Here is a 21606-nt window from a genome sequence, read left to right as displayed (position 1 = left end):
CTATGGGCTTTGAATACGCATAATGTGCAACATTGCACTGCAACACAAGAGGAGTACCGACGTATGAATGCACCCACCCCACATGTGAATGAACAAATTGCCAACGTGGATGATTTAAAACTGTTCCAACCCGGAAAAATTGGCAGCATTGAGGTAAAAAACCGCGTTGTCATGGCGCCATTGACACGCTGTCGTTCCGACGAAGTGGCCGGAGATATTCCTGGCAGCGACATGAACATTGAGTATTACAGGCAACGTGCGAATGCTGGTCTGATCATCAGCGAAGGCACACAGGTTTCACCAGCAGGGAAAGGCTACATGGCCACGCCGGGGATCTATTCCGAGGCCCAAGTGCAGGGCTGGAAACCGATCACTGAGGCTGTTCATGCCGCTGGCAGCAAAATTATTGCCCAGATTTGGCATGTGGGCCGAATTACTCACCCCGACCTGACAGGAGGTTTGAACCCAATTGCGCCTTCTGCAATCAAGCCCAATGTGGTTGCCTACACTCACAATGGCAAAGTAGACGTGCCGGTACCTCATGAACTGACCGCTGAAGAAATCAAAGTGGTCGTGAACGAGTATCGCCAAGGTGCGGCCAACGCAATCAAGGCTGGCTTTGATGGTGTAGAAATTCACGGTGCAAATGGTTATTTGGTCGACCAGTTTTTGCGTGACGGCGCCAACAAACGCACCGATCAATATGGCGGCTCTTTTGAAAACCGCGCGCGCTTCGCCCTTGAAGTGGTGGATGCAGTGATCGCGGAAATCGGCGCTGGCAAGGTGGGTATTCGCTTGTCCCCGGTTACGCCATTCAACGATCTGAGCGACAGCAATCCTCAAGAAGTGTTTGGCTATCTGATCGAGCAATTGAACCAGCGCGGAATCGGCTTCATTCATATGATTGAAGGCTCGACTGGCGGCGATCGCAATGTACCCGGCTTTGATTATGGATGGGCTCGCAAAACATTCAAAGGCACCTACATTGTGAACAACGGCTACACCCGTGAAATGGCAATCAATGCGCTGGAAACTGGCTGGGCCGATGCAGTCTCTTTTGGCCGGGCTTACATTGCCAACCCCGACCTTGTACAGCGCCTGAAACTGAACGCACCCTTGGCAGAGGGCAACCCGCAAACTTATTACGCACCAGGGCCAGAGGGCTACATTGATTACCCATCACTGACTGCGTAATTGAAAAACGCCAGCCACAAGCTGGCGTTTTTTTTGATACTCTCAGGTCATGAGCAAAGACAGCCTAGAAAAACTTCAACAACAATTGATCGAATTTTCCAATGCGCGACATTGGGAAAAGTTCCATTCCCCAAAAAATCTCAGTATGGCTTTGTCAGTCGAAGTGGCTGAGTTGGTGGAACACTTCCAATGGCTCACCGAGGACGAATCGCGACAAATCAAAGGCAACAAGCTGGATGAAGTCAAAGAAGAAGTGGCCGACGTGCTGCTTTACCTGCTGCAAATATGCAACCAGCTTGAAATCAACCCAATTGATGCTGCCCAGAAAAAACTGGTGAAAAATGCCTTGAAGTATCCCGCAATCGACTAGGGCTATACGGCTTGCTCTGGTGGTTCAGGCAAACGAGCACTGGTACCGCAGGCGTGACAATACTTTGAAAAAGTACTTTTGCGAGAGCCACAGCTTGTGCACTTGTCGTGAAGACCTATTCCGCAATGCGGACAAAAATCAATACCCGTGTCTTTCAAATCAACCGTGCGTTCACAGCCAGGGCAAATGCCTTTGAGTAAACGCGCCAGCGCTGTGTCGTAATCCAGAACTTCACGTCGTTTTGTTTCCGGCTGTTCCTCAGCCAATCGTTGTTCTTCCAGGTAACGGTTCAGGGCAAGAATGGCCTGCCGCCCCACCAACACTGTGATGACAATACCCACGATGTAGCGAATGTAGCCGCCATAACTGGGTAAATACGGCACCAACTCAACGAAAAATACAAACAAGGCAAAGTAGATAAAACCCCAAACAAATGGCCAATAAGTACTTTGGCGTTTGGTTTTATAAAGCCAGCCCGCAACCAGCAGCAGGGGCAGGGTTAAAGCAAGGCGATACGCAAAAACGCGCAATTCCTGGCTTTGAATGGCACTGGTGTACTCACCTTGCGCAGCGCGTTCCAGTTCATTCAAACGCAATTGAGCTTTTCGGTTGGCCTGCTGTGCATCCAGCAGCAATTTCTGCTGCATCTCCAGCTGTGCCAAAGCAACCCGTTCCAAGGCCTGTAAGTTGTCAACTCGCTGGGTTCTCGCAATCAGTTCCTGGTCTTGATCGGGAAGTGCTGTGGCCTTGCGGGTGGCTACCCAAGCCATGAACTTCTCGCGTTCGGAATCGGTGTCAGCCTCGGCAGCACTGTGTTTTAGCCTGGACTGCTCCAAAGCATCGCTCACCTCGCGCTCATTCAGTTCCGTCTTTCGGATTTGTTCCCGAACCGTTTTCAGTTCGATCGGATCCATGAAATCTTCAAGCGTTTGGGTTTGCTCAATTTGAGGCAAATCGCCAACGAGCGTGCCCCCCAAACCAATCAGGAACCATGCGAAAACCACGGCTACAAGCCACAGGCCACGTCGAAACCATTTTTCTGACAACCTCAGTGATTTGCTCATCTGAATCTCATCCTGTTCTTGTATGGTTTCAACAACGCGCAAGTCGCCTATTTCAGATACCGCGCATGGAAACGCAAATGATCTTCAATGAAGCTGGCAATAAAGTAGTAGCTGTGATCGTACCCGGCCTGGTAACGAACCTCGGCCTGATAGCCTGTTTCCTTTAAAGCAGCCTCCAGCAATTCGGTTTTTAATTGCGAAGCAAGAAAATTGTCGGCCAAACCCTGGTCTATCAGCATGGGAAGCTGCTGCGCGCCTGAGCGAATCAACGCCACAGTGTCATGACGCTGCCAGGCTTCAGGGTTGTTACCCAGGTACCACGCCAGGGCCTTCTGCCCCCAGGGGCACTGCATGGGGCTTACGATCGGAGAAAAAGCACTCACCGCGACATAAAGGGCTGGGTTGTTCAATGCAATGGTGAGCGCGCCATGCCCACCCATCGAGTGGCCGAACACGGATTTACATTTACTGACCGGCAAACCCTCTTCAATCAGGGCTGGCAACTCATCAACGATGTAGCTGTACATTTTGTAATGTGAGCTCCATGGCACTTCAGTCGCATCCACATAAAAACCGGCACCCAAACCAAAATCATAGGCTTTGTCTTGGTCATCAGGCACACCGTCACCACGCGGGCTGGTGTCGGGCATGACCACAGCAATGCCCAATTCAGCCGCCACTCGCTGGGCACCCGCCTTTGTCGCAAAATTTTGATCGGTGCACGTTAATCCGGACAACCAGTAAGCCACCGGCACTTTTTGCCCCGCTTGCGTTTGGGGTGGCAAGTAAACACTGAACTGCATGGTGCAGTTCAGCGCGTCAGACACGTGTTCATACTGGTTTTGCAGACCGCCAAAGCATTGAACGCTACTGAGTAATTTCATATCAAAAATGGATTACGGTGCGAATGGATTTGCCCTCGTGCATCAAATCAAAAGCCTCGTTGATGCGCTCCAAAGGCATGGTATGGGTAATGAATGTGTCCAGATCAATTTCATCATTCATGAACCGGTTTACATAGCCCGGCAGTTCGGTGCGGCCTTTCACACCACCAAATGCGCTACCACGCCACACTCGACCGGTCACCAACTGGAAGGGACGGGTGGAAATTTCCTGCCCTGCGCCTGCTACGCCAATAATCACTGATTCACCCCAACCTTTGTGGCAACACTCCAGTGCAGAGCGCATCACATTCACGTTACCTATACACTCGAACGAGAAGTCAACACCGCCATCCGTCATTTCTACAATCACTTCCTGGACCGGTTTGCTGTGGTCTTTGGGATTCACAAAATCGGTGGCGCCCAATTTCCTGGCAATCTCAAACTTGTCTGCGTTGATGTCAATTGCGATAATTCGACCGGCCTTGGCCTGCACCGCACCAATAATTGCCGCCAAACCAATTCCGCCCAATCCAAACACAGCCACCGTGTCACCTGCCTTGACCTTGGCTGTGTTGTGCACGGCGCCAATGCCCGTGGTTACACCACAACCCAGAAGGCACACCTTTTCCAATGGGGCTTTGGGATCAATTTTTGCCAGTGAAATTTCAGGCACAACGGTATGTTCTGCAAAAGTCGAAGTACCCATGTAGTGATAAATCGGCTTGCCGTCTTTGGAAAACCGCGTCGTGCCATCGGGCATCAGGCCCTTGCCTTGTGTGGCCCTAATGGCCTGGCACAGGTTGGTCTTACCCGAGGTACAAAATTTGCACACCCGGCACTCAGCGGTGTAAAGCGGAATTACATGGTCACCCACAGCCAGGCTTGTTACGCCCTCTCCCACCGCTTCGACGATTCCAGCACCTTCATGGCCCAGAATTGCCGGGAAAATCCCCTCGGGATCGTCTCCTGACAAAGTGTAAGCGTCTGTGTGGCAAACACCCGTTGCAACGATGCGAACGAGAACCTCGCCCTTTTGGGGAGGCATCAAATCGACCTCCTCGATTGATAGTGGTTGACCTGGTCCCCAGGCCACCGCGGCGCGTGTTTTGATCGATTGCAACATGTTGTTCCCCCAATGCTGGCGAGTGTTTAATACGAACCTCATTATAGTAGGCGTTCATGACCACCCTGCACGCTGCTGGCCGCATTTGAAGTGTGGTAGTGTCTTGAAACAATTAAAAGCATGCCTTTGTAACCGAATGACCCTTCCTAGCGAACCCAATACTGTGCCCCCTCAGGATGATTTTGAGCTATCGCTCAAGCCCCTTTGGATGCGCGCGCAAGGCGGAGACTCCGCAGCCTACAGGGAAGCGCTGTCGAAAATTGCTCAGCGTCTACGTCGTTTTTACAGTCGCAGGCTTCAAGCCCTGCCCGACGAGGTTGAGGACTTGGTGCAAGAGACCTTGCTGGCTTTGCACATGCAACGTGGCACATATGACGAGACATTGCCCGTGAGCAGTTGGGTGTTTGCAATTGCGCGGCATAAGCTGGTGGATTTATGGCGTAGACGTGGTCGACGAGACAATTTAAACGATTCTCTTGACGACATGACTGAGGACCAACACCCTGCCACGCAGGAGGAACTGCCCTCGAAACGTGATTTGGGAGTATTGCTTGAACAACTGCCTGAACTGCAAAGACAAGCCATTCTGCTCACCAAGATTGAAGGGCTGTCGATGATTGAGGCCTCGGAACGCAGCGGTGTATCTGTAGCCGCTCTGAAAGTACAAGTACACCGGGGATTGAAACAACTGGCAGCTTTGGTCAGGAGTGAAACATGAAAACTGATGAACTGATCACTATGATTTCAAACCAGGCTGGCCCTGCTCCAAAGGTATCGGTAGCCAATCGCCTGGTACCCGCCGGTGTTGTGGGTGGCCTGATCGCTGCGGCGATCGTATTGGGTGTTCTGGGTTTGATACCCGGTGAGATGTTTTCTGAGCCAGGCCCCTGGATCAAAATTGGATACGCCAGCACACTGACTATTGCCGCAGGTTGGCTGTTCACTCGCCTTGGGAAACCGGGCGCCTCCGACAAACAGGCCACATCGGCTGTGGTTGGAGTGGTGTTGCTGATGTTGATGGCGGGGGTACTTTCTTATCTGGGCACTCCAGCATCTGAACGCGCCGCCGCACTCTTGGGACACTCCTGGCTGGTTTGCCCATGGGCCATTTTGGGGCTGTCACTTCCGGTGATGGCTGGTTCATTTTGGGCCATGCGTGGGTTTGCGCCAACCAAGCTGATTTCTGCCGGCACGGCCTGCGGATTATTCTCCGGCTCGCTGGCGGCTTTGGCCTATGCTTTGGCCTGCACCGAACCAGCCGCACCTTTCATTGCTGTTTGGTACACACTGGGTATTGCGTTGTGCGGTGTATTGGGCGCAGCGCTTGGACCCAAATTATTGCGCTGGTAAACAAGACTGCCGCCGCGCCATCCTACATCCTAGGCAGGTGGGTCAATACGCATCGTGCTCGATGTATTTACACGATACCAACCGGCAATGCTATATCGGTGGCGCTTGGCGGGCAGTACTTCATGTGGGAAGTCTTCACTTAAAAACACAGCGAGGGTTCCACCCTGTGGCTGAACAGTTTCCAGAACATCCTGCGTACCTAGGTCTGAATACAAGATCATTTCCCCGCCATCTTCTGGGCCCCATTCCGGGTTCAGGTACAACACCACCGACAAGATCCGATTAGCCTGTCCCTTGAACGCGTCCACATGGGTTCTGTAAAAAGCACCCGGTGCGTAATGTGCGAAATGAGATTCAAAGGAAAACAGGCCCAACATCAAAGTGCGATTCAGGTATTGCTGTAGCTGTGCACTGAATTCAAGCCAGCGACCCGCAGCGCCGCCATGTGTGCTTTCGATCCATGCAATTTCGTCACGGCGAATCTCTGCATTCGATTGCTGGCCGTGCGCGCGCCCAATACCAGCCTGTTTCAATGCTTCAGAGGGTATGTCAGTAAAAGTGTCCAACAGTTCAGAGATCAAGCCACGCGGCAGTGCGTTCTTTTGAATGCTATAACCCTTTGACCGAAGATCACTCGCGATTAAATCAAACATGACTCTTGGAATCCAGAAAAGCACTCGCTTCGAATGATCGAAGTGTAGCGCTTCCACGAGACTTGGAATCAAGCGTGTGCCAAAAGCTGACCGATGGCGTTGGAAAGTGAAGTCGAATCAAACTTTTTCACGTAAATGTTCACGCCAGCCTCAATACCTCGTCGGGCATTTTCCTCAGAAGTTAAAGACGAGTACATGATGATCGGAATGTTCTTGAATCTCGGATCACCCTTGAGCTTTCTGGTCAAGGTGCAGCCATCCATGATGGGCATTTCCTCGTCGACCAACACCAAAGAAACCCGCTCTTCCAATTCTTCTGAATTCTGATTGGCACTGGAAGCAATGGCCAACAACTTTTGCTCGGCCTCAACACCGTTGACCGCATGGCTGTGTTTCAAACCCATGGTGTCCAGCACTTCGCTGATTTTTCGTCGCGCCACAATCGAATCATCCACAAAAAACACAGGCCCAGCCTTGTTCAATTCAAAACCAGTGGTCACAGGTGTCGCATCTTTTTCAGGCAACACGCGGTGACACACGCTTTCAATGTCCACCAAAGACACCAGGCTGCCATCTTCGAGCATCACCACGCCGAAAACGGATCCTTCTTCAGAATCGTACTTTTGCGGAGGCTTTACATCAGACCAAGGCACCCGAATGATTTTGTCGACATCGGTCACCGCGAAAGCAACTGAACGGGACGCAAATTCAGAAATAATCATTTTGGAGTTGGGTTCGCCGGTGGACATGCCAATCGCATCTCCAAGCGAGACAACAGGCAACACTTGTCCGCGCAGCGAAATTACTCCGTTCATGGCACCTTGCTGCCCGGGAATCTGGGTGACCTGCGACAGCTCAGTGACTTCCCGAATCTTGAATACATTCAAGCCGAAAATTTCCTGACCGCCCAGGGAAAAAAGCAGAATTTCAATCATCTCGGTGGATGATTCGCCAGGGGTTCGTTCGTTGTTGTAATTCATGGGTGGATTGACCGTTGACGTGGTTCAATCTTCATTCTGAACCAAGTACAAACGAATCAAATCCTTAGGAAGGGGGATAAAACCGGTCTTTTACGCCTTTAAAAAGACTACAAATTTAGCCTAGATAAGCAGACAGCTCCTCGCGGGGATCGGCAAGTAAAGGACCTACCTGAGGCAAGGCAATTGAACCAATCGGCTGTGCTACGGCATCCAACAAACCGTTCAACACTTCGGCTGACTTGGCATAGTAGTCAACACCGAGCAAGGGCTCGGCAATTGGATCAAGCAACTCAACACCCGTGGCATCGATTGATGAAGACACCAGTTCGCGCCCCACACCAGCAACATTCTCTTGCAGAAACTCGCGAATCCCGGACCCCACCGCCATGCCGGTATCCACCAACAATTCGCGAAACTCACCCTGCCGGCCGCCATCAAAAGTCTCGCCGAACTCTTGTTGAGAGGCCTCGGCCTGCGCTATGGCCTGCTCGATAAAATCAAGCAGTGAAAATCCAGCGCCCACCGTCCCAAGAGTCTCGGGTAGTTCGTCTGTAATCAGGGTAGTCCCAGAAAATCCTGTTTGTTGAATTCCAAACGTACCCTCATCTTCCAGCGACGAACCTTCGAAGCGAGACATCAATTCGGGGTTCTGAATATCTGGTTGGACGAAACCGTTGGGCAACTCAATTAATTCTTCAGGTGTATTCGAAGACACAGGTCGTGAAGTCACCACAGGGGAGAAAGTGTCAATAAACAACTTCTCCAGAGACTGCAAAGTAGACTCGGTGTCACTTCCAGCGCTTTTATCAGTCGAATCGGGAGTGGGCAGGCTGGCATCTGCATGTTGCAAATCAGGCGCTACTGGCGAAACATTCAAGCTGACCGCGCTGTAGGACTGGGCAGTGGCTCCGCCCAAAAGCGCAACGGCTTGGATTGTTTGATCCGAAATTTGATTTTGAATGCCGCTCATTGTTGCTCAATGCCCTAGTACCAAGGCTCAATTTAAACAAAAGCAAAGCAAAGACTCAATCCGGAAAGTGATATATTTCAATCACTTGTTTGTAGGCATTTGATGCGTTTTATTAGGAAAAATTACTTAGTTTCCCCCCATTTGGGGTTATTGATTGGCCACAGCCACGTAAAACCACTCCTGACCGGCCTGCGACAAAGTGTTCGGAAAAACAATAAATCCATCCCGACTGGCCCTCACCTCTTCCCCGCTCTGTCGGATGCCGATTAACTCGCCTTTGCGTATGGGATCAAAACTGGACCAAGCACGTACAAACTGATCGTCAAAATGCTGCTTGTCGTTTACCTCGACCAAACTAAGGTGTTGATACTCACTCACCGGTGGCACCGAGGGCCCTTCAATCAATTCCAGATGAAGCAAGGTGTTGGAGATGGCACGGTAAGCCACATCCGGACCCAAAGGATCATCATGCTGACCACACTCCAGTGTGACTGCATATCCACCGCTGGAGCGCATGCACTCCGTGGTCCCCATGCCATAACGCGGATCTGTATTTAAACCCTCACCCGATTGACCCGTCGCCTTCAAGTAAGCAACACGGTTCGAAACACCTTTGGCATAGGTGTCGAGCCAGCCGTCTACAAATCGACTCACTCCCAGTCGCAAGGCCAAACTACGCTCAGCGCTCTCATGCTTGAAAGACTCAAGTGTGCTGTTGTTGTTCTTTGGTCCAAATAAAGCGAAAGGCACTTCCCCTTTCTGAAAACTGTGTATGTCCAGCAACACGTCATGCGCAGCCAGCAAGGGGCAAAGCCAATTCGCCACATGGTCTTCAAAATCAACCGGGCTGTTGGTCGGCGTCAAATTGCGGTTCAGGTTTCTATCGCCATTGCGCTGTTTGCGGTTGTAAGCCAAAGGATTGGTAATCGGCACAAAAGTCAGCTGCCCTTTGATCAGCAAGCGTTCACCAAGCTCAAACTCCTGAATCATTTTCAGGATAGCCTTGCTGCCCGATACCTCGTTACCATGCACTGCCCCCAGCACGATCAATTTTGGACCAGGCTGCAATGCAGTGAATGTGACTGACTTGAACTGCAATGGATGAGGAATTGTGGGAAGGGCTGGAAACTGCATGGCAGAAATTGGCAAATGAAGGCGATTTGTGGAGGTTACCACAAACCGGTGGCCATAAAAAAAGGGCAGCCCAGGCTGCCCTTGAGTTCGTGACAACACCAATTATCGGCCTGGCGCTTCCACTGAAGGGCCAAACCTCTTTTTCACCGCACCAAAGGCGAACAAACGCACCAGCGCGGGAATAAGCACCACGGCACCCACCATATTCCACAAGAACATGAATGCCAAAAGCAGGCCCATGTCCGCCTGGAACTTGATCGCAGAGAATGCCCAAGTGAACACACCCAGCGCTAGAGTAACCGCGGTCAAGGCAACAGCCACTCCGGTTGAACGCAGGGTTTCAAAATAGGCATCCTTAAAATTCAATCCTTTGGCCAGGAAACTTTCAAGTCGGTTGTAAATATAAATACCATAGTCAACCCCGATACCTACACCCAAGGCAATTACAGGCAGCGTAGCAACCTTGATGCCCAGATTCAGCTGCACCATGATCACCTTACACAACACCTCTGTAATGAACAGGGGAATCATGATGGCGAGCATCACGCGGAAACTCTTGAACTCCCACCAAACCAGAGCCCCCACGATGCCATACACCAACAGCAACATCGTTTTCTGAGCCTGCTCCACAACAATGTTGGTTGCCGCTTCAATGCCGCTGTTGCCGGCCGCAAGAATGAACTTGGCATCTGCGGAATCATTCTCTGCAGCGAAAGCCTGTACCTTGGCCACCACACGCTCAAGCGTCTCGGCTTTGTGATCAGACAAAAACAGAATCACGGGTGTCATCGAACATTCGGAGTTATACAAAGTGGTGGGAATATTCTTGTGCGCACCATTTGAAATGAAGCGATCACGGGAAATGGCCAACCACTTCGGATTACCACCATTGAAACCGGCAATGATGTTTTTCATCACAGTGAACAGAGAAACCGTGCCTTCTACTCCTTCCAGGTTTTCCATTTCCCACTGGAAACGATCTACCACTGAGGCCACAGGGTATGCGCCACATTCACCCGCAGGTGTCTCCACCATCACCACAAACACATCCGAGCTGGTGGAGTAGTTCTCGACCAGAAACTTCACATCCTGGTTGTATCGTGAGTCAGGACGAAGTTCTGGTGCACCAGGGTCCAAGTCACCAATCTTGATGTCGGCCGAGGCAAACAAACCCGCCACCAAAATCAGCGCTGCTGCCGCACTGACGCCATAAGCTACCTTCTTTTCAGTCAAGCGGGACAGAAGGTGTGACACTGTGTGCTTACTGGCTTCCTGCTTGGCAACCTGCTTCAAACCACGCTCGGTCACATCCGTATAACTCATCAGCACTGGCAACAAGAACATCTTGGTGAAAATAATCACTGCCACACCAATTGAGGCGCTGATCGCCAATTCACGGATAACTCCGATCTCAATCACCAGCAAAGTGGAGAAACCTACAGCATCGGCCAGCAAAGCCACTGAACCAGGAATGAACAAAAGGTGGAAAGTTGCTTTCGCAGCGTCTACTTTGTCCGCTCCATGAAAACGTTCAGATGCCATGGTTCGCACGTTCTGAATCGCATGGCTCACACCAATCGCAAATGTCAAAAACGGAACAAGTATGGAGTAAGGATCAAGTCCAAACCCCAACAAGCTCACTGAGCCCAAATGCCAAATCACCGCAAGCGAGCAACAAAAAATAGTGGCTGCGGTACTCTTCCAGCAACGGGAATACCAAAGCAACAAGATCACGGTAAGTACGAACGTGATCGCGAAAAAGCCGGCAATGTCTTTGGATCCGTCGATCAAGTCACCCACTACTTTCGCAAAACCAGTGATGTGAATCGAAATATCGTCGCTTTGGTATTTGTCCCGCACCACCTCTTCAATCTGCGCTGACAACTTGCCATAGCTCAACTTCTCACCAGTGTCGGGATCAACCTCCAGCAGCGGCGCCAAAATAATTGCAGAACGCTGATCATTCGAAACCAGAGAACCGATACGTCCAGAACGTTCCACGTTGGCTTTGACAGCCTCAATTTGTTCAGGAGAACCCGAAAAACCCTGACCAATGACGGGCCCCATCCGCAGCCCCTCTTCGGTCACTTGCCGCCACATTACGTTGGGCGTCCAGATCGAACTCAAATTGCCACGATCAACGCCAGGAATGTAAAAAACCTCATCAGTGATCAAGCGAAGTTTCTCAAGAAACTCCGCCTCGTAAATAGTACCGTTCTTGTTGTGAACTGCAATACGGAGCACGTTACCCAGCGGGCGTAGCTCGTTCTCGTAATTCAAGTAATTTGCAATAAATGGATGCGTCACAGGCACCATTTTCTGAAATGATGCGTCAGGCTTTAACTGCACCGCATGGTAAGCAAAAAACACCGACAACACAGCAAACACGGCGATCACCAGTTTGCGATGCCCAAACAAAATCGACTCAAAAAACCGTTCGACCTTACCCAATTCTTCTTGATTGCTCATGACAGTTCTTCCAGTTAGCGTGGCAGCGCAAGGGTTCTAGGGCCGTTCTGGCCACTCAATACCAAGGTGTTGTTTACAAGGGCCATGCCAGTGACAGGCTTACCCTCTGTAGCGCTCACCATTTTCAACGTAGTGCCCGACTCATCGGTACGCACCAAGCGACCCTTCTGGTCGACAAACAAAACAGTTTTTCCAAGGGTCAATCCCTGAACAAAACTTTCCTTGCTGGGGCTTTGTAGCTGCCACCAGGCACTCGCACCCGCACCCAAGCGGTAAACATTTCCACCAAAACCATATGCAAAAACAATGGGCTGCCCTTCGTCATTGCGCAGTACCGCGGTACCGTAAAAATGGCCGTTGTAACCTGTGTCCGAGCGTGTCCAAGTCGCGCCAAAATCATTGGAAATGTACACTCGGCCGGCTTCTCCTGAAATCAACATCAGCCCTGTTTCATCGCCATATAAACCGTTGTAATGGCGAAAATCGGGATTGTCCAAGCGATTCGCAATCAGGGTCCAGGTCGCGCCGCTGTCTTTGGTTTCAAAAATCTGTCCGTAGCTGCCAACCACCCACCCGGTATTTTCATCCTTAAACCACACATCGAGCATCGGGCGTGCCGGGCCAAACCGGGCGCCCGCTTCAGCATCTTCAAATGCAAAAGTTGCTGCCTCCAAGGCTTCACTCATCTTGTCCTGTTCAGCCACACTTGCAGCATCAAATCGACTCTGCATGTCATCCATTTTCTTCTTCGCGGCAGCAACCACTTGTTCATTGGCTTTGTTGCCATCAAACACTTTGGTCCAACTTGCACCAGCATCAGTCGACTTCAGCACCACGCCATCGTGACCAACCACAAAGGCCAAACTGTCATTCACAAATTGAACACCCGTCAAATTGACTGACACCGGCACCTTGGCTTGAATCCACAGTTTGCCTTCGTTGTCCTTCACACCCTGCGCAACATCGCCAGCGGCAAAGTCCCGCTTCAATATAATGCCCCGCTCACCCACCATCAGCACATTACTGCCTTGGGAAGTCGCATTGAGCGACAAAGCCTTCGCGGCCTTTGGTGCCTGAATTGCAGGTAAATCCAAGGGATCTTTAAATGCGTAACTGAATTGACTTGCACACAAACTCAAAGCGACTAAAGTTGCGCGCAGCAGTGGCTTTCTCATGCCATCTCCAATTTAAAAAACCCAGAGAAGTGATATCTCTGGGTTGCAAAAAATTTAAACCTCAGGTGCCTGGAGCACACTTGCTCCAAACACACTGAAACATCATTACCTACCCATGCGACGCAATGCTGCAGTCGAAAAGTCAGCGGTGGTGTACTTCTTGCCAAATTCCACGGGCTTCTCTTCGTTAGTCAATGCATTGACCAAATATCGGCGTGCCTGCAAATCGTAAATCACCTCACCAGCGGGGCCAAACGCAGGTGCGTCATACAACTGAACGCCATATACCTCGCGCACACGCCACAAGCCACCACGTGCGTCGTACTGGTCTGCGTGCAAAACAGCCCATGAATCTTCATCAATAAAGAACACACGCTTGGAGTAAATATGACGAGCGCCGGGCTTCAATGAGGCCTCTACCACCCAAACGCGGTGCAACTCGTAACGCAAATGGTCGGGGTTCACATGATTCGGCTTGATGATGTCGCTGTACTTCAAAGCCTTGCTGGTCAACTTGAAGTTGTTGTAGGCCACATACATTTCTTTCTTGCCTACCAGCTTCCAGTTGTAGCGATCTGGTGAGCCATTGAAACCGTTGAAGTCATCGTTGGTCCGCAAGCCATCAGCACCAATACCTGGTGAGTCATACGCCAGTTCAGGTGCTCGAATCACTCGACGCTGCCCAGGGTTGTACTGCCAGGCCAAGCGAGGCTCCTGCACCTGATTCAAAGGCTCGTGTACCAAGGCCACCTCACCAGCCGCGTTCGCAGGTGCTGTGGTTTGATTCAGGTAATAGAAGATTCGGTTAGGTTCGGGATCTGCCATGAAAGACGCATAGGAAATTGTTTCCGTACGCTTGCCCACAGTGAAACTTCCATTGGTTTGAACTGGGAAGTCTGCAGAATAACGAGTGATCGAGCCACCCAAATCACGCATCAAATGATTCCAGATCACTTGAATACCATCGGTCGGAATCGGGAAAGGCACATTGGACTTCTTCAAATTCAGAATACCGTTACCACCCTCTGCCAGTTTGATGCCCGCAGCTTCTTCCTTGGCAAACTTGTAAACGTCCGCTCGGTAAGCAGCTGTTCGCTGAGTCGGGTAAACGTTAATCTTGTAGCTGGGATAACGCTTCATCATCTCCATTTGCCCTGGTGCCAACTTGTCTTTGTGCTGCTCCATATTGGCGGCAGTAATGGTCAAGGTGGGCTTATCAGCCGCAAATGGGTCAAAATAACCTTTGGCGGGATCAAATCCTGCGGGTGGCTTGCTCAAGCCACCGTTCCACGCTGGAATCGTACCCGCAGCATTACCCGCTTTCTCTGCACCAATCGGTGTCAGAGTAGTGCCCAACTTTGAAAAATCAGCCGACTGTGCGTGCACCGCTGAGGCAGAGCCCAACAATGCCATGGACACGGCCAACTGCGTGATCTTCATCAATTTCATTTCAATACTCTCCTAAAAACAACTCTTGAATGGCTCACCCTCTGATTCCACCTTTTACAGGTTGGCGCCCACTACCAAAGACAGAAAGTCGCGGTCTTTGAATGGATCGAAATAAGCCTTGTCATTGAACATGCTGTAATTCATTTCAGCAAAATATCGCGCAGACTGGATCTCGGCCCGAACGCCAACACCCAAATTCATGCGGTCCTCCAGAAAAACGCCATCGGCGGAATAACCTTTGAAGTCATGCGAGAAGAAAATTCGAGGCGCCAAAGTAACCCCGAAAATGGCGTCAGGATATTGCGCAACGGACAAAATCCGATAGCCAAACGCGGTTTCAGTTGCATAGCCGTCGACCACACAGTTCTGGGAATTCGGATTGACGCCTGCATTACAATCGCCACCGTTATACGTCGCATGGGCCCCAGCGCCAAAAGCAGGCGAACGGCCAAAGCGCTCGCTGGTGAAGGGATCACCAATTCCGCGCCACATTTGAGCGCCAATCTCGCCAATTACAGCAACCTGGCTTGCTCCCAATCGACGAGGAAACAAGGCAATCGTTGACATCTGCGCCTGAATTTTATCCAACGGTTTGGAGCCGGGCAAAATCGAACCAACCGGGAACTGCGCATTGTCGCCATAGCGCGCCAAAGGACCATCCCCAGTTGCACCACCTTTCAACAAATCTGCGGTGTTGTACGCGGCAGGGAAATCCTTGGTATAACTAACCTCACCAAATACAGAGTAACCAAACAACTCGGTTGCGGCAGACAGGCCCGCAACCTGAATATTCTCTGATCCGTAATCAAAGAAATACGACAGTGGATTCACCACACTCTGACCTGCTAGCTCTAGCCCGTTGAATAAGGAACCGTCAAATCCGGATGGTGTTTTCTTCAAGGACAGATTGGGAATACGCTGGTGATAATTCACAATGTAAGCGCCGAACTCAGTGCCAATTTCGCCCGCATAGTAGCGACCAGACAAACCAATCTGCCCAGAATCTTTGGGTCTGCGATCTGCCAATTGGGCCATCCGGAAATTCAAGCTACTCAGGTCAGCTGGCAAACCCGTGATACCGCCCAAAAGCCCCGCCAAGGGACCCAGACCCGAAAACAGCGTGGTATCGATTGGAATACCGCCAGCAGTAATTGTGCCCCCACCTGAAAAACTCTGTTGATCATCATAGCCAGTGAAATCGATGTCACCCACCGGGGTGCTCAAGATACCTGGGTTGATTGGGGCACCCTGGAAATTACAGTTCAACAAATCAGCCTGTGAAAAGAAAGTGCCGCAACCATCCGCAACCACCTTTTCATGGTTCAACTGAACAAAACCTTCCAGAGACAGCTCATCTGTTGCCTGAATGTTCGCAGAGATCTGGGGAATGGGGAGGAACACCTCTTTCAGCTGCGCACCCGGGCGACGAAGCGCAGCCGAGTCAAAGTTGGAATACTGGTTCACACCACCCAACACAAACAAAGCTTCACCCCATGTCACCACCTGATTACCGATTTTCAGGGTCAGAGGCTTGCCCAAGGGCTCATAATTACCAAAGAAATATGCATCCAGAAACTGTGCGTCTTCGAATTTCGTACCTTTGTCAAACCCGTTGTCATTCAAAGGTTCATTGGGCCTGAAGCCGTTGTTAGATGAACCGTGCGGTACCCTATTGCTTCTGTTGTGAAAGTCCGAGAAGGCTTTGGCACGAATGAAAACACCGTAGTTGTCTTTTTTAAGCTCGAGTTCACCTACAGCCTTGGCCACGGCGTTGAACACATCACCCTTGCTGTAATTCAAATTACCGTCGTCAACCGTACCACTCGAAGCCTTGCCACCATTGCCGATGAATACCAAGGACTCGTCAGCGTCCTTCGTTCGCATGGATGCTCCCACCGTCACTTCCATCGCCCATCGGCCCTCAATGCCTGCAGGCCCCTCAAAGGCACCGGCAGCAACAGACAAACCGTGCATGGACATCAGCGCAGATAGAACAGCGAATTTCAATGTGGAATTCTTGGGCAGAAAACCGGCCATGTATGTCTCCTCAGGGCCTTGCTGGCCTCTTGAATAGATAGTGCGATAACTAATCTAAAGTGTGTAATAGTTACCCCTCATACTAAGACACACTCCATTTAGATTCACAAATCGAACAATACCCACAAGAAATAGAAAAGCACTTGCAAAAATCCATGTAACTTGTGAGTAAATTTCGATTCCCACTGTGCGCCCAAGTTTAAATTTGCGCAAGAAACAGATTGCCCCAACAAGCAGTAGGAACCACACTGACAAAGTGAATAACCATTCAGAACATTGCCGTGACACAATTTGAAACCCACAAGCAATACAAACTCATTGCGAAAGCAATTCAAGTTCTGGAACAACATGCAAGCAACTTTGCAACAGAACACACCGGGATTGAACCCAAATTGGCCATACTGGCCAAGCACTTGAATACGTCGCCGTATCACTTGCAACGCACATTCACCGAGTGGGCCGGAATCAGTCCCAAACAGTTCTTTCACTGTCTGCAAAAAGACCATGCTCGCAAACTTATTTCCTCGGGAAAAAGTATGCTCCACTCAAGCTTGGCACTCGGTCTCTCCAGCAGTAGCAAACTTCACCACCTCATGTTGAAGTTCGAAGCGCTTACGCCTGGCGAGATTAAAAATGAGGGCCTTAACCAAGTATTCACTATTGGGCATGCGCCCAGTCCGTTCGGTCAAGTATTCGTTTGCCTCACGGCCAAAGGCATCAACAGCCTTGAGTTTGAAACTGCTGAATTGACTTATCACCAGTGGAAGGGAGAAATTCGCGGGCTATATCCCAAGGCAACTTTTGTCGAGTCCAGCTCAAAAACAGAAGCACTTGTTGAACAACTTTTTCACCCTACGGGCCATCAAACGGGTGATCTGTATTTGCACCTGCGCGGTACACCATTTCAACTCCTGGTCTGGCAGGCCTTGATCCACCTGCCCATCGGACAACTTGCAAGCTATCAGCAAATTGCCGCATCAATCGGCAAACCATCTGCAAGCCGTGCTGTAGGAAGTGCGATCGCCAAGAACCCGGTCGCTTTTTTAATCCCCTGTCATCGGGTCATACAAGCCACCGGAGAACTGGGGCAGTACCGTTGGCAAAGCGAACGCAAAAAAGCCCTGCATCTGTGGGAGCAGGGCCTCATCTCAACAACAATTAACGCCGCTTGAGTAAACCATCATCGATCATTTGAGCAAAGTGATCGCACAACGTTTCGATCAATGGCCGGTATTTCACACCCAACAAATTAACCGACCGGCTGTTGTCGAAACGCAAGTGATAGCCCACATTCTTCTGAATAAATTCACGACTCACTCCCGCAGCAATCGGCGCAACAAGTTTCACCAAAAACTTGGGCAACTGCTTGGTGGGCAGGGGATACCTCGGGAAACGCGTACGCAAAATCGTTGCCATTTGCAACAAACTGGCAGTGTGCGCACTCAGAATGTAGCGCCCCTCCGCATTGGAATCAAAACCAGCCAGTACATGCGCTGTCGCCACCTCGCGAACGTCAACAACACCGAACTCCAGCATTGGTACACCTGTACGCTGCCGTCCACTGCCCAAGTCGCGCATTACATCAATACTCGTTGATTGGGTTTGGGTGGTCAATGAAGGCCCCATCACCAAACTTGGATTGATTGTTACCAAGTCCCAGCGAGACTGGCTTTTGCACACATCCCAAGCCTTGCGCTCGGCCATCACTTTTGAGTAAGAATAAGGTTGGTGACCTTCACTGCTGGTGTTGTTCCAAAGTTGCTCCGTGAAAATTCCACATGGTGCTTTCAAAATTTCGACTGCATCCCCATAAATAGAAGCAACCGAACTGGTCAACACCACCCTTCGAACCGTTTCCACCTCATTGCAAGATTTCAAGACATTCTCAGTGCCCTCTACAGCTGGACGAATCAGTGCTTCATTGGGATCAGTAAACCCCTTGATCACAAAAGGAGAGGCCGTATGGATCACCAACTCGCATCCCTCAATAGCAGCCTTGAAACTTCCTGGCTGAATCAAATCGGCATCAAACAATTTCAACGTGCCTTTGGAGCCTTCCGCCAGTTTCCAAAGATGCGCAACCGAACTGGCTTTGTTCGAATCACGCACAGTCGCGTGCACCACAAACCCTTTGTCGAGCAAATCCCTCACAATCCAACTGGCGATATACCCTGAAGCCCCTGTAACACACACCGGCTTGTTCTTGTCAATTGTTACCATCGTCATTATCCTGCGTTCAAATTCTGTTTAATATAAAGTATCACCCACAATCAGCACTGTCTGTACATACTACTGTAGCACCCCATGAAATCGACACTGAATCTACTACGTACACTTAAAGTCATCCCGCTAATCCTCTTGGGCGGCTGTTCAGCGCTTCAAGTGGTTAACTCAGTGTCAAAAATTTACACCGCAGAAGTGAAAGAAAACATTGCGTTTGGTGCGCATCCGAAGCTGAAATACGATCTGTATCTGCCCAACAATGCCAATAAAGAGTTCAACCACACACCAGTTGTCGTCTTCTTCTATGGGGGCAGTTGGAATCGGGGCGACAAATCTGAGTACGAGTTTGTTGGCCGGCGCCTCGCATCCATGGGCTACATCACCGCCGTACCCAACTACCGCTTGTACCCTGAAGTGCAATATCCTGATTTTTTGGAAGATGGCGCACAAAGTATTGCTCACCTGAAAAAAGAACTTCAGAAGCCCGAGTACAAGAATCTGAATCCATCGCAACAATATGTTTTGATGGGTCACAGTGCCGGGGCCTACAACGCTGCCATGCTGGCACTTGATCCTCGCTGGCTCAACGCTGCCGGCCTTGAACACCAAACCAGTGTCCAAGGATTAATTGGGTTGGCTGGCGCCTACAATATTTATCCCATCAAAGACACGGATGTGCAGCCTGTGTTCAATCACCCCGACTACCCCCCTAAATCGCAACCGATTGACTACGCGGGGAGTCGCAATGTCCCCGCACTGCTCTTGGCGCCCCAAAGTGACACCTTGGTCAGTATCGAGCGAAACACGAATGCACTACACCAAGCGTTACAGTCAGCAGGCAATCAATCCAAAGTGGAAAGTATTGAAGGGACAAACCACATTACCCTGATTGGCACCCTGTCTCCACTTCTGTTTTTCAAAGGCAGCACCACCAAACCAATTGATCAATTCATGCGAGAACTGCATCAAAAAAACAATCTGAGCGCTTCAAATCCTGAACAAGGCTAGAGAGTTCGCCCTAAAAACTCAATTGACCTGGACTTTGGCTTGGAATGATACTTGTAAGTTACACAAATACTTACAACGACGAGACAAGCCAAATTTATGTTTAAAAAAACAAATACCGTGTCGATTCCACGAAACGTTGGATCAGTTACCCAAATCGACTCCAAAGCAGAAACCAGCCCCTATGACGTCAGCATGACTCGCGACAATATCGAGGCCATCTGGAACAGTGTCGAAAGCTTTTACAGAACTGGTTTACAACCTGGAATGACCATGGTTGTGCGCCGTCAAGGCGAAATTGTACTCAAGCGCTCAATTGGACATGCTAGGGGCAACCCACCCCCAAATCATCCAGACCAGGATGTCGAGCAGGTGTTAATGACACCAGACACACCAATTTGTCTGTTCTCAGCGTCCAAAGCCATTACCGCGATGCTGGTTCACAAACTATGCGAGCAGGGGAAAATTGAACTCAATGACACGATCGGAAAGTACATTCCCGAATTTGCGTGCAATGGGAAAGAAAATATCACCATTGCACAAGTTCTGTCACATCGTGCAGGCGTCCCCCAAATACCGATAAGCAACCCACACCCTTCATTGCTTTTCAAATGGGACAGTGTTATTGACTTGATTAACTCCGGGTACACGAACCGAGGCGACGGCAGCCAACAGGCTTATCACGCTATTGTTGGAGGTTACATTCTGGGTGAATTGGTAAAGAGAATCACTGGTAAATCCGTGGAATCCGCTTTGCAAGAATTCATTGCAAAACCGCTGGGTGCGAAATACCTCACCTATGGTCTTCAGAAAAAACATCAAGAACTGGCCGCGTTCAACTACAGCACAGGTGCAACACCGGTGTTTCCCATCAACGTGCTGGCTAAACGAGCTCTAAACATTGAATTTGAGAAAATAGCTACCATTTCCAACAGCTCCGGTTTTATGGACGCCAGCATTCCCGCAGGGAATATTTACGGAACAGCAGACGAGGTAAGTCGCTTTTATCAGATGATGCTGGATGGTGGTGTTTACAACGGCAATCAAATGTTCGAAGCAAGCACAGTGAAACTGGCCACCCGGCCAGCTGGCCCTTTAACCATCGACCAAACACTCATGATCCCAATTCGGTTTTCAACCGGATTTATGCTTGGGGAAAATGTTTTCTCTTTGTTTGGCATAAAAGCTCGAAAAGCATTTGGGCACCTCGGTCTAATCAACATTGTTACTTGGGCAGACCCATCAAGAGATATTTCGGTGGCATTTCTAAATACGGGCAAATCACTTGATCCACGCTCCCTCCCCGCCCTTGGGAAAGTATTGGTATCGGTCAGCACCAACTGCAGTGTCCTTAAATAGGCTCTGTTTTATCAGACAATGTTTTACTCGCGCTGCCGCGTGATCGGAACAAAAACCAGCCCCAAAGATGAGCTGGTTTTTTTGTAACTTAATTTTGTAACTTAAACATCAATATTTAATCGCAATAGATGTCCAGGATGGACCTGAAATAAAAAAACCCCGCCTCA

19 protein-coding genes are annotated in these 21606 nt (G+C 50.2%); 7 read left to right on the top strand and 12 right to left on the bottom strand.

Features of this window, described 5'->3' with window-relative positions; genetic code table 11:
- The first annotated feature begins 63 nt into the window (after positions 1-63).
- Together B4C79_RS10605 and B4C79_RS10600 are read left to right on the top strand one after the other, a co-directional pair.
- Positions 64-1194 carry an alkene reductase gene (locus tag B4C79_RS10605; RefSeq protein ID WP_291751153.1) on the top strand — a complete coding sequence of 377 codons (1131 nt, stop codon included), beginning with the start codon at positions 64-66 and terminating at the stop codon, positions 1192-1194.
- 49 nt (positions 1195-1243) lie between these two features.
- Positions 1244-1564 (top strand): nucleotide pyrophosphohydrolase, encoded by a 321-nt coding sequence (locus B4C79_RS10600; protein WP_105029664.1) that lies wholly within the window; start codon positions 1244-1246, stop codon positions 1562-1564.
- Between the two features lie 2 nt (positions 1565-1566).
- Here the strand turns inward: B4C79_RS10600 and B4C79_RS10595 are convergent, their stop codons facing one another.
- From B4C79_RS10595 to B4C79_RS10585, 3 genes are read right to left on the bottom strand one after another with little or no spacing between them, the layout of a single operon-like run.
- Positions 1567-2628 carry a zinc ribbon domain-containing protein gene (locus B4C79_RS10595; RefSeq protein ID WP_171100125.1) on the bottom strand — a complete coding sequence of 354 codons (1062 nt, stop codon included), beginning with the start codon at positions 2626-2628 and terminating at the stop codon, positions 1567-1569.
- Between the two features lie 47 nt (positions 2629-2675).
- Positions 2676-3512 carry an S-formylglutathione hydrolase gene (gene fghA / locus B4C79_RS10590; RefSeq protein WP_171100127.1) on the bottom strand — a complete coding sequence of 279 codons (837 nt, stop codon included), beginning with the start codon at positions 3510-3512 and terminating at the stop codon, positions 2676-2678.
- A 1-nt stretch (position 3513) separates the two neighbouring features.
- Positions 3514-4623, bottom strand: a complete 1110-nt coding sequence (locus tag B4C79_RS10585; RefSeq protein ID WP_171101502.1) for an S-(hydroxymethyl)glutathione dehydrogenase/class III alcohol dehydrogenase — start codon at positions 4621-4623, stop codon at positions 3514-3516.
- A 148-nt stretch (positions 4624-4771) separates the two neighbouring features.
- Here B4C79_RS10585 and B4C79_RS10580 point away from each other — a divergent pair, with 148 nt between their 5' ends.
- Together B4C79_RS10580 and B4C79_RS10575 are read left to right on the top strand one after the other, a co-directional pair.
- A complete protein-coding gene (locus B4C79_RS10580; protein ID WP_171100129.1) occupies positions 4772-5353 on the top strand; it encodes a sigma-70 family RNA polymerase sigma factor in 582 nt (193 codons plus the stop codon).
- Entirely contained in the window at positions 5350-5985 is a 636-nt protein-coding gene (locus tag B4C79_RS10575) for an NrsF family protein (RefSeq protein ID WP_171100131.1), read from the top strand. Before B4C79_RS10580 ends, B4C79_RS10575 begins: the two co-directional genes overlap by 4 nt.
- A 29-nt stretch (positions 5986-6014) precedes the next feature.
- Here B4C79_RS10575 and B4C79_RS10570 read toward each other — a convergent pair whose 3' ends face one another.
- The 8 genes from B4C79_RS10570 to B4C79_RS10535 all read right to left on the bottom strand — a co-directional run bounded on the left by B4C79_RS10570 (position 6015) and on the right by B4C79_RS10535 (position 16852).
- Positions 6015-6638, bottom strand: coding sequence for a 2OG-Fe(II) oxygenase (locus B4C79_RS10570; RefSeq protein WP_171100134.1), 624 nt, complete (start codon positions 6636-6638; stop codon positions 6015-6017).
- A 68-nt stretch (positions 6639-6706) separates the two neighbouring features.
- A complete protein-coding gene (locus B4C79_RS10565; RefSeq protein ID WP_171100136.1) occupies positions 6707-7618 on the bottom strand; it encodes a chemotaxis protein in 912 nt (303 codons plus the stop codon).
- A gap of 115 nt (positions 7619-7733) precedes the next feature.
- Positions 7734-8588, bottom strand: coding sequence for a hypothetical protein (locus tag B4C79_RS10560; protein WP_171100138.1), 855 nt, complete (start codon positions 8586-8588; stop codon positions 7734-7736).
- A 147-nt stretch (positions 8589-8735) separates the two neighbouring features.
- Positions 8736-9722 (bottom strand): succinylglutamate desuccinylase/aspartoacylase domain-containing protein, encoded by a 987-nt coding sequence (locus B4C79_RS10555; protein ID WP_105029930.1) that lies wholly within the window; start codon positions 9720-9722, stop codon positions 8736-8738.
- Between the two features lie 102 nt (positions 9723-9824).
- Positions 9825-12191 (bottom strand): efflux RND transporter permease subunit, encoded by a 2367-nt coding sequence (locus B4C79_RS10550; RefSeq protein WP_105029672.1) that lies wholly within the window; start codon positions 12189-12191, stop codon positions 9825-9827.
- A 14-nt stretch (positions 12192-12205) separates the two neighbouring features.
- Positions 12206-13366, bottom strand: a complete 1161-nt coding sequence (locus B4C79_RS10545) for a WD40/YVTN/BNR-like repeat-containing protein (protein ID WP_291751156.1) — start codon at positions 13364-13366, stop codon at positions 12206-12208.
- Positions 13367-13471: 105 nt separating this feature from the next.
- Positions 13472-14815, bottom strand: coding sequence for a DUF1329 domain-containing protein (locus B4C79_RS10540; protein ID WP_291739768.1), 1344 nt, complete (start codon positions 14813-14815; stop codon positions 13472-13474).
- Between the two features lie 54 nt (positions 14816-14869).
- Complete coding sequence (locus B4C79_RS10535) at positions 14870-16852, bottom strand: DUF1302 domain-containing protein (RefSeq protein ID WP_171100144.1); 1983 nt, start codon at positions 16850-16852, stop codon at positions 14870-14872.
- Between the two features lie 392 nt (positions 16853-17244).
- Here B4C79_RS10535 and B4C79_RS10530 point away from each other — a divergent pair, with 392 nt between their 5' ends.
- Complete coding sequence (locus B4C79_RS10530; protein ID WP_291751159.1) at positions 17245-18024, top strand: methylated-DNA--[protein]-cysteine S-methyltransferase; 780 nt, start codon at positions 17245-17247, stop codon at positions 18022-18024.
- On the opposite strand, the gene B4C79_RS10525 is transcribed toward B4C79_RS10530, so the two are convergent.
- The gene (locus B4C79_RS10525; RefSeq protein WP_291739764.1) at positions 18011-19072 is read right to left on the bottom strand and encodes an SDR family oxidoreductase; all 1062 of its coding nucleotides are present in this window, start codon (positions 19070-19072) and stop codon (positions 18011-18013) included. The two genes, B4C79_RS10530 and B4C79_RS10525, sit on opposite strands and share 14 nt — an antisense overlap.
- A gap of 174 nt (positions 19073-19246) precedes the next feature.
- Between B4C79_RS10525 and B4C79_RS10520 the strand changes: the two genes are divergently transcribed.
- Together B4C79_RS10520 and B4C79_RS10515 are read left to right on the top strand one after the other, a co-directional pair.
- Positions 19247-20083, top strand: coding sequence for an alpha/beta hydrolase (locus B4C79_RS10520; RefSeq protein WP_291739763.1), 837 nt, complete (start codon positions 19247-19249; stop codon positions 20081-20083).
- A gap of 96 nt (positions 20084-20179) precedes the next feature.
- Positions 20180-21439, top strand: coding sequence for a serine hydrolase domain-containing protein (locus B4C79_RS10515; RefSeq protein WP_291751162.1), 1260 nt, complete (start codon positions 20180-20182; stop codon positions 21437-21439).
- Positions 21440-21606: the final 167 nt, after the last annotated feature.

The sequence above is a fragment of the Limnobacter sp. UBA7229 genome (assembly GCF_002473065.1).
Taxonomy (GTDB): Bacteria; Pseudomonadota; Gammaproteobacteria; order Burkholderiales; family Burkholderiaceae_B; genus Limnobacter; species Limnobacter profundi.
This window is presented reverse-complemented; position numbering and strand designations above follow the sequence as displayed.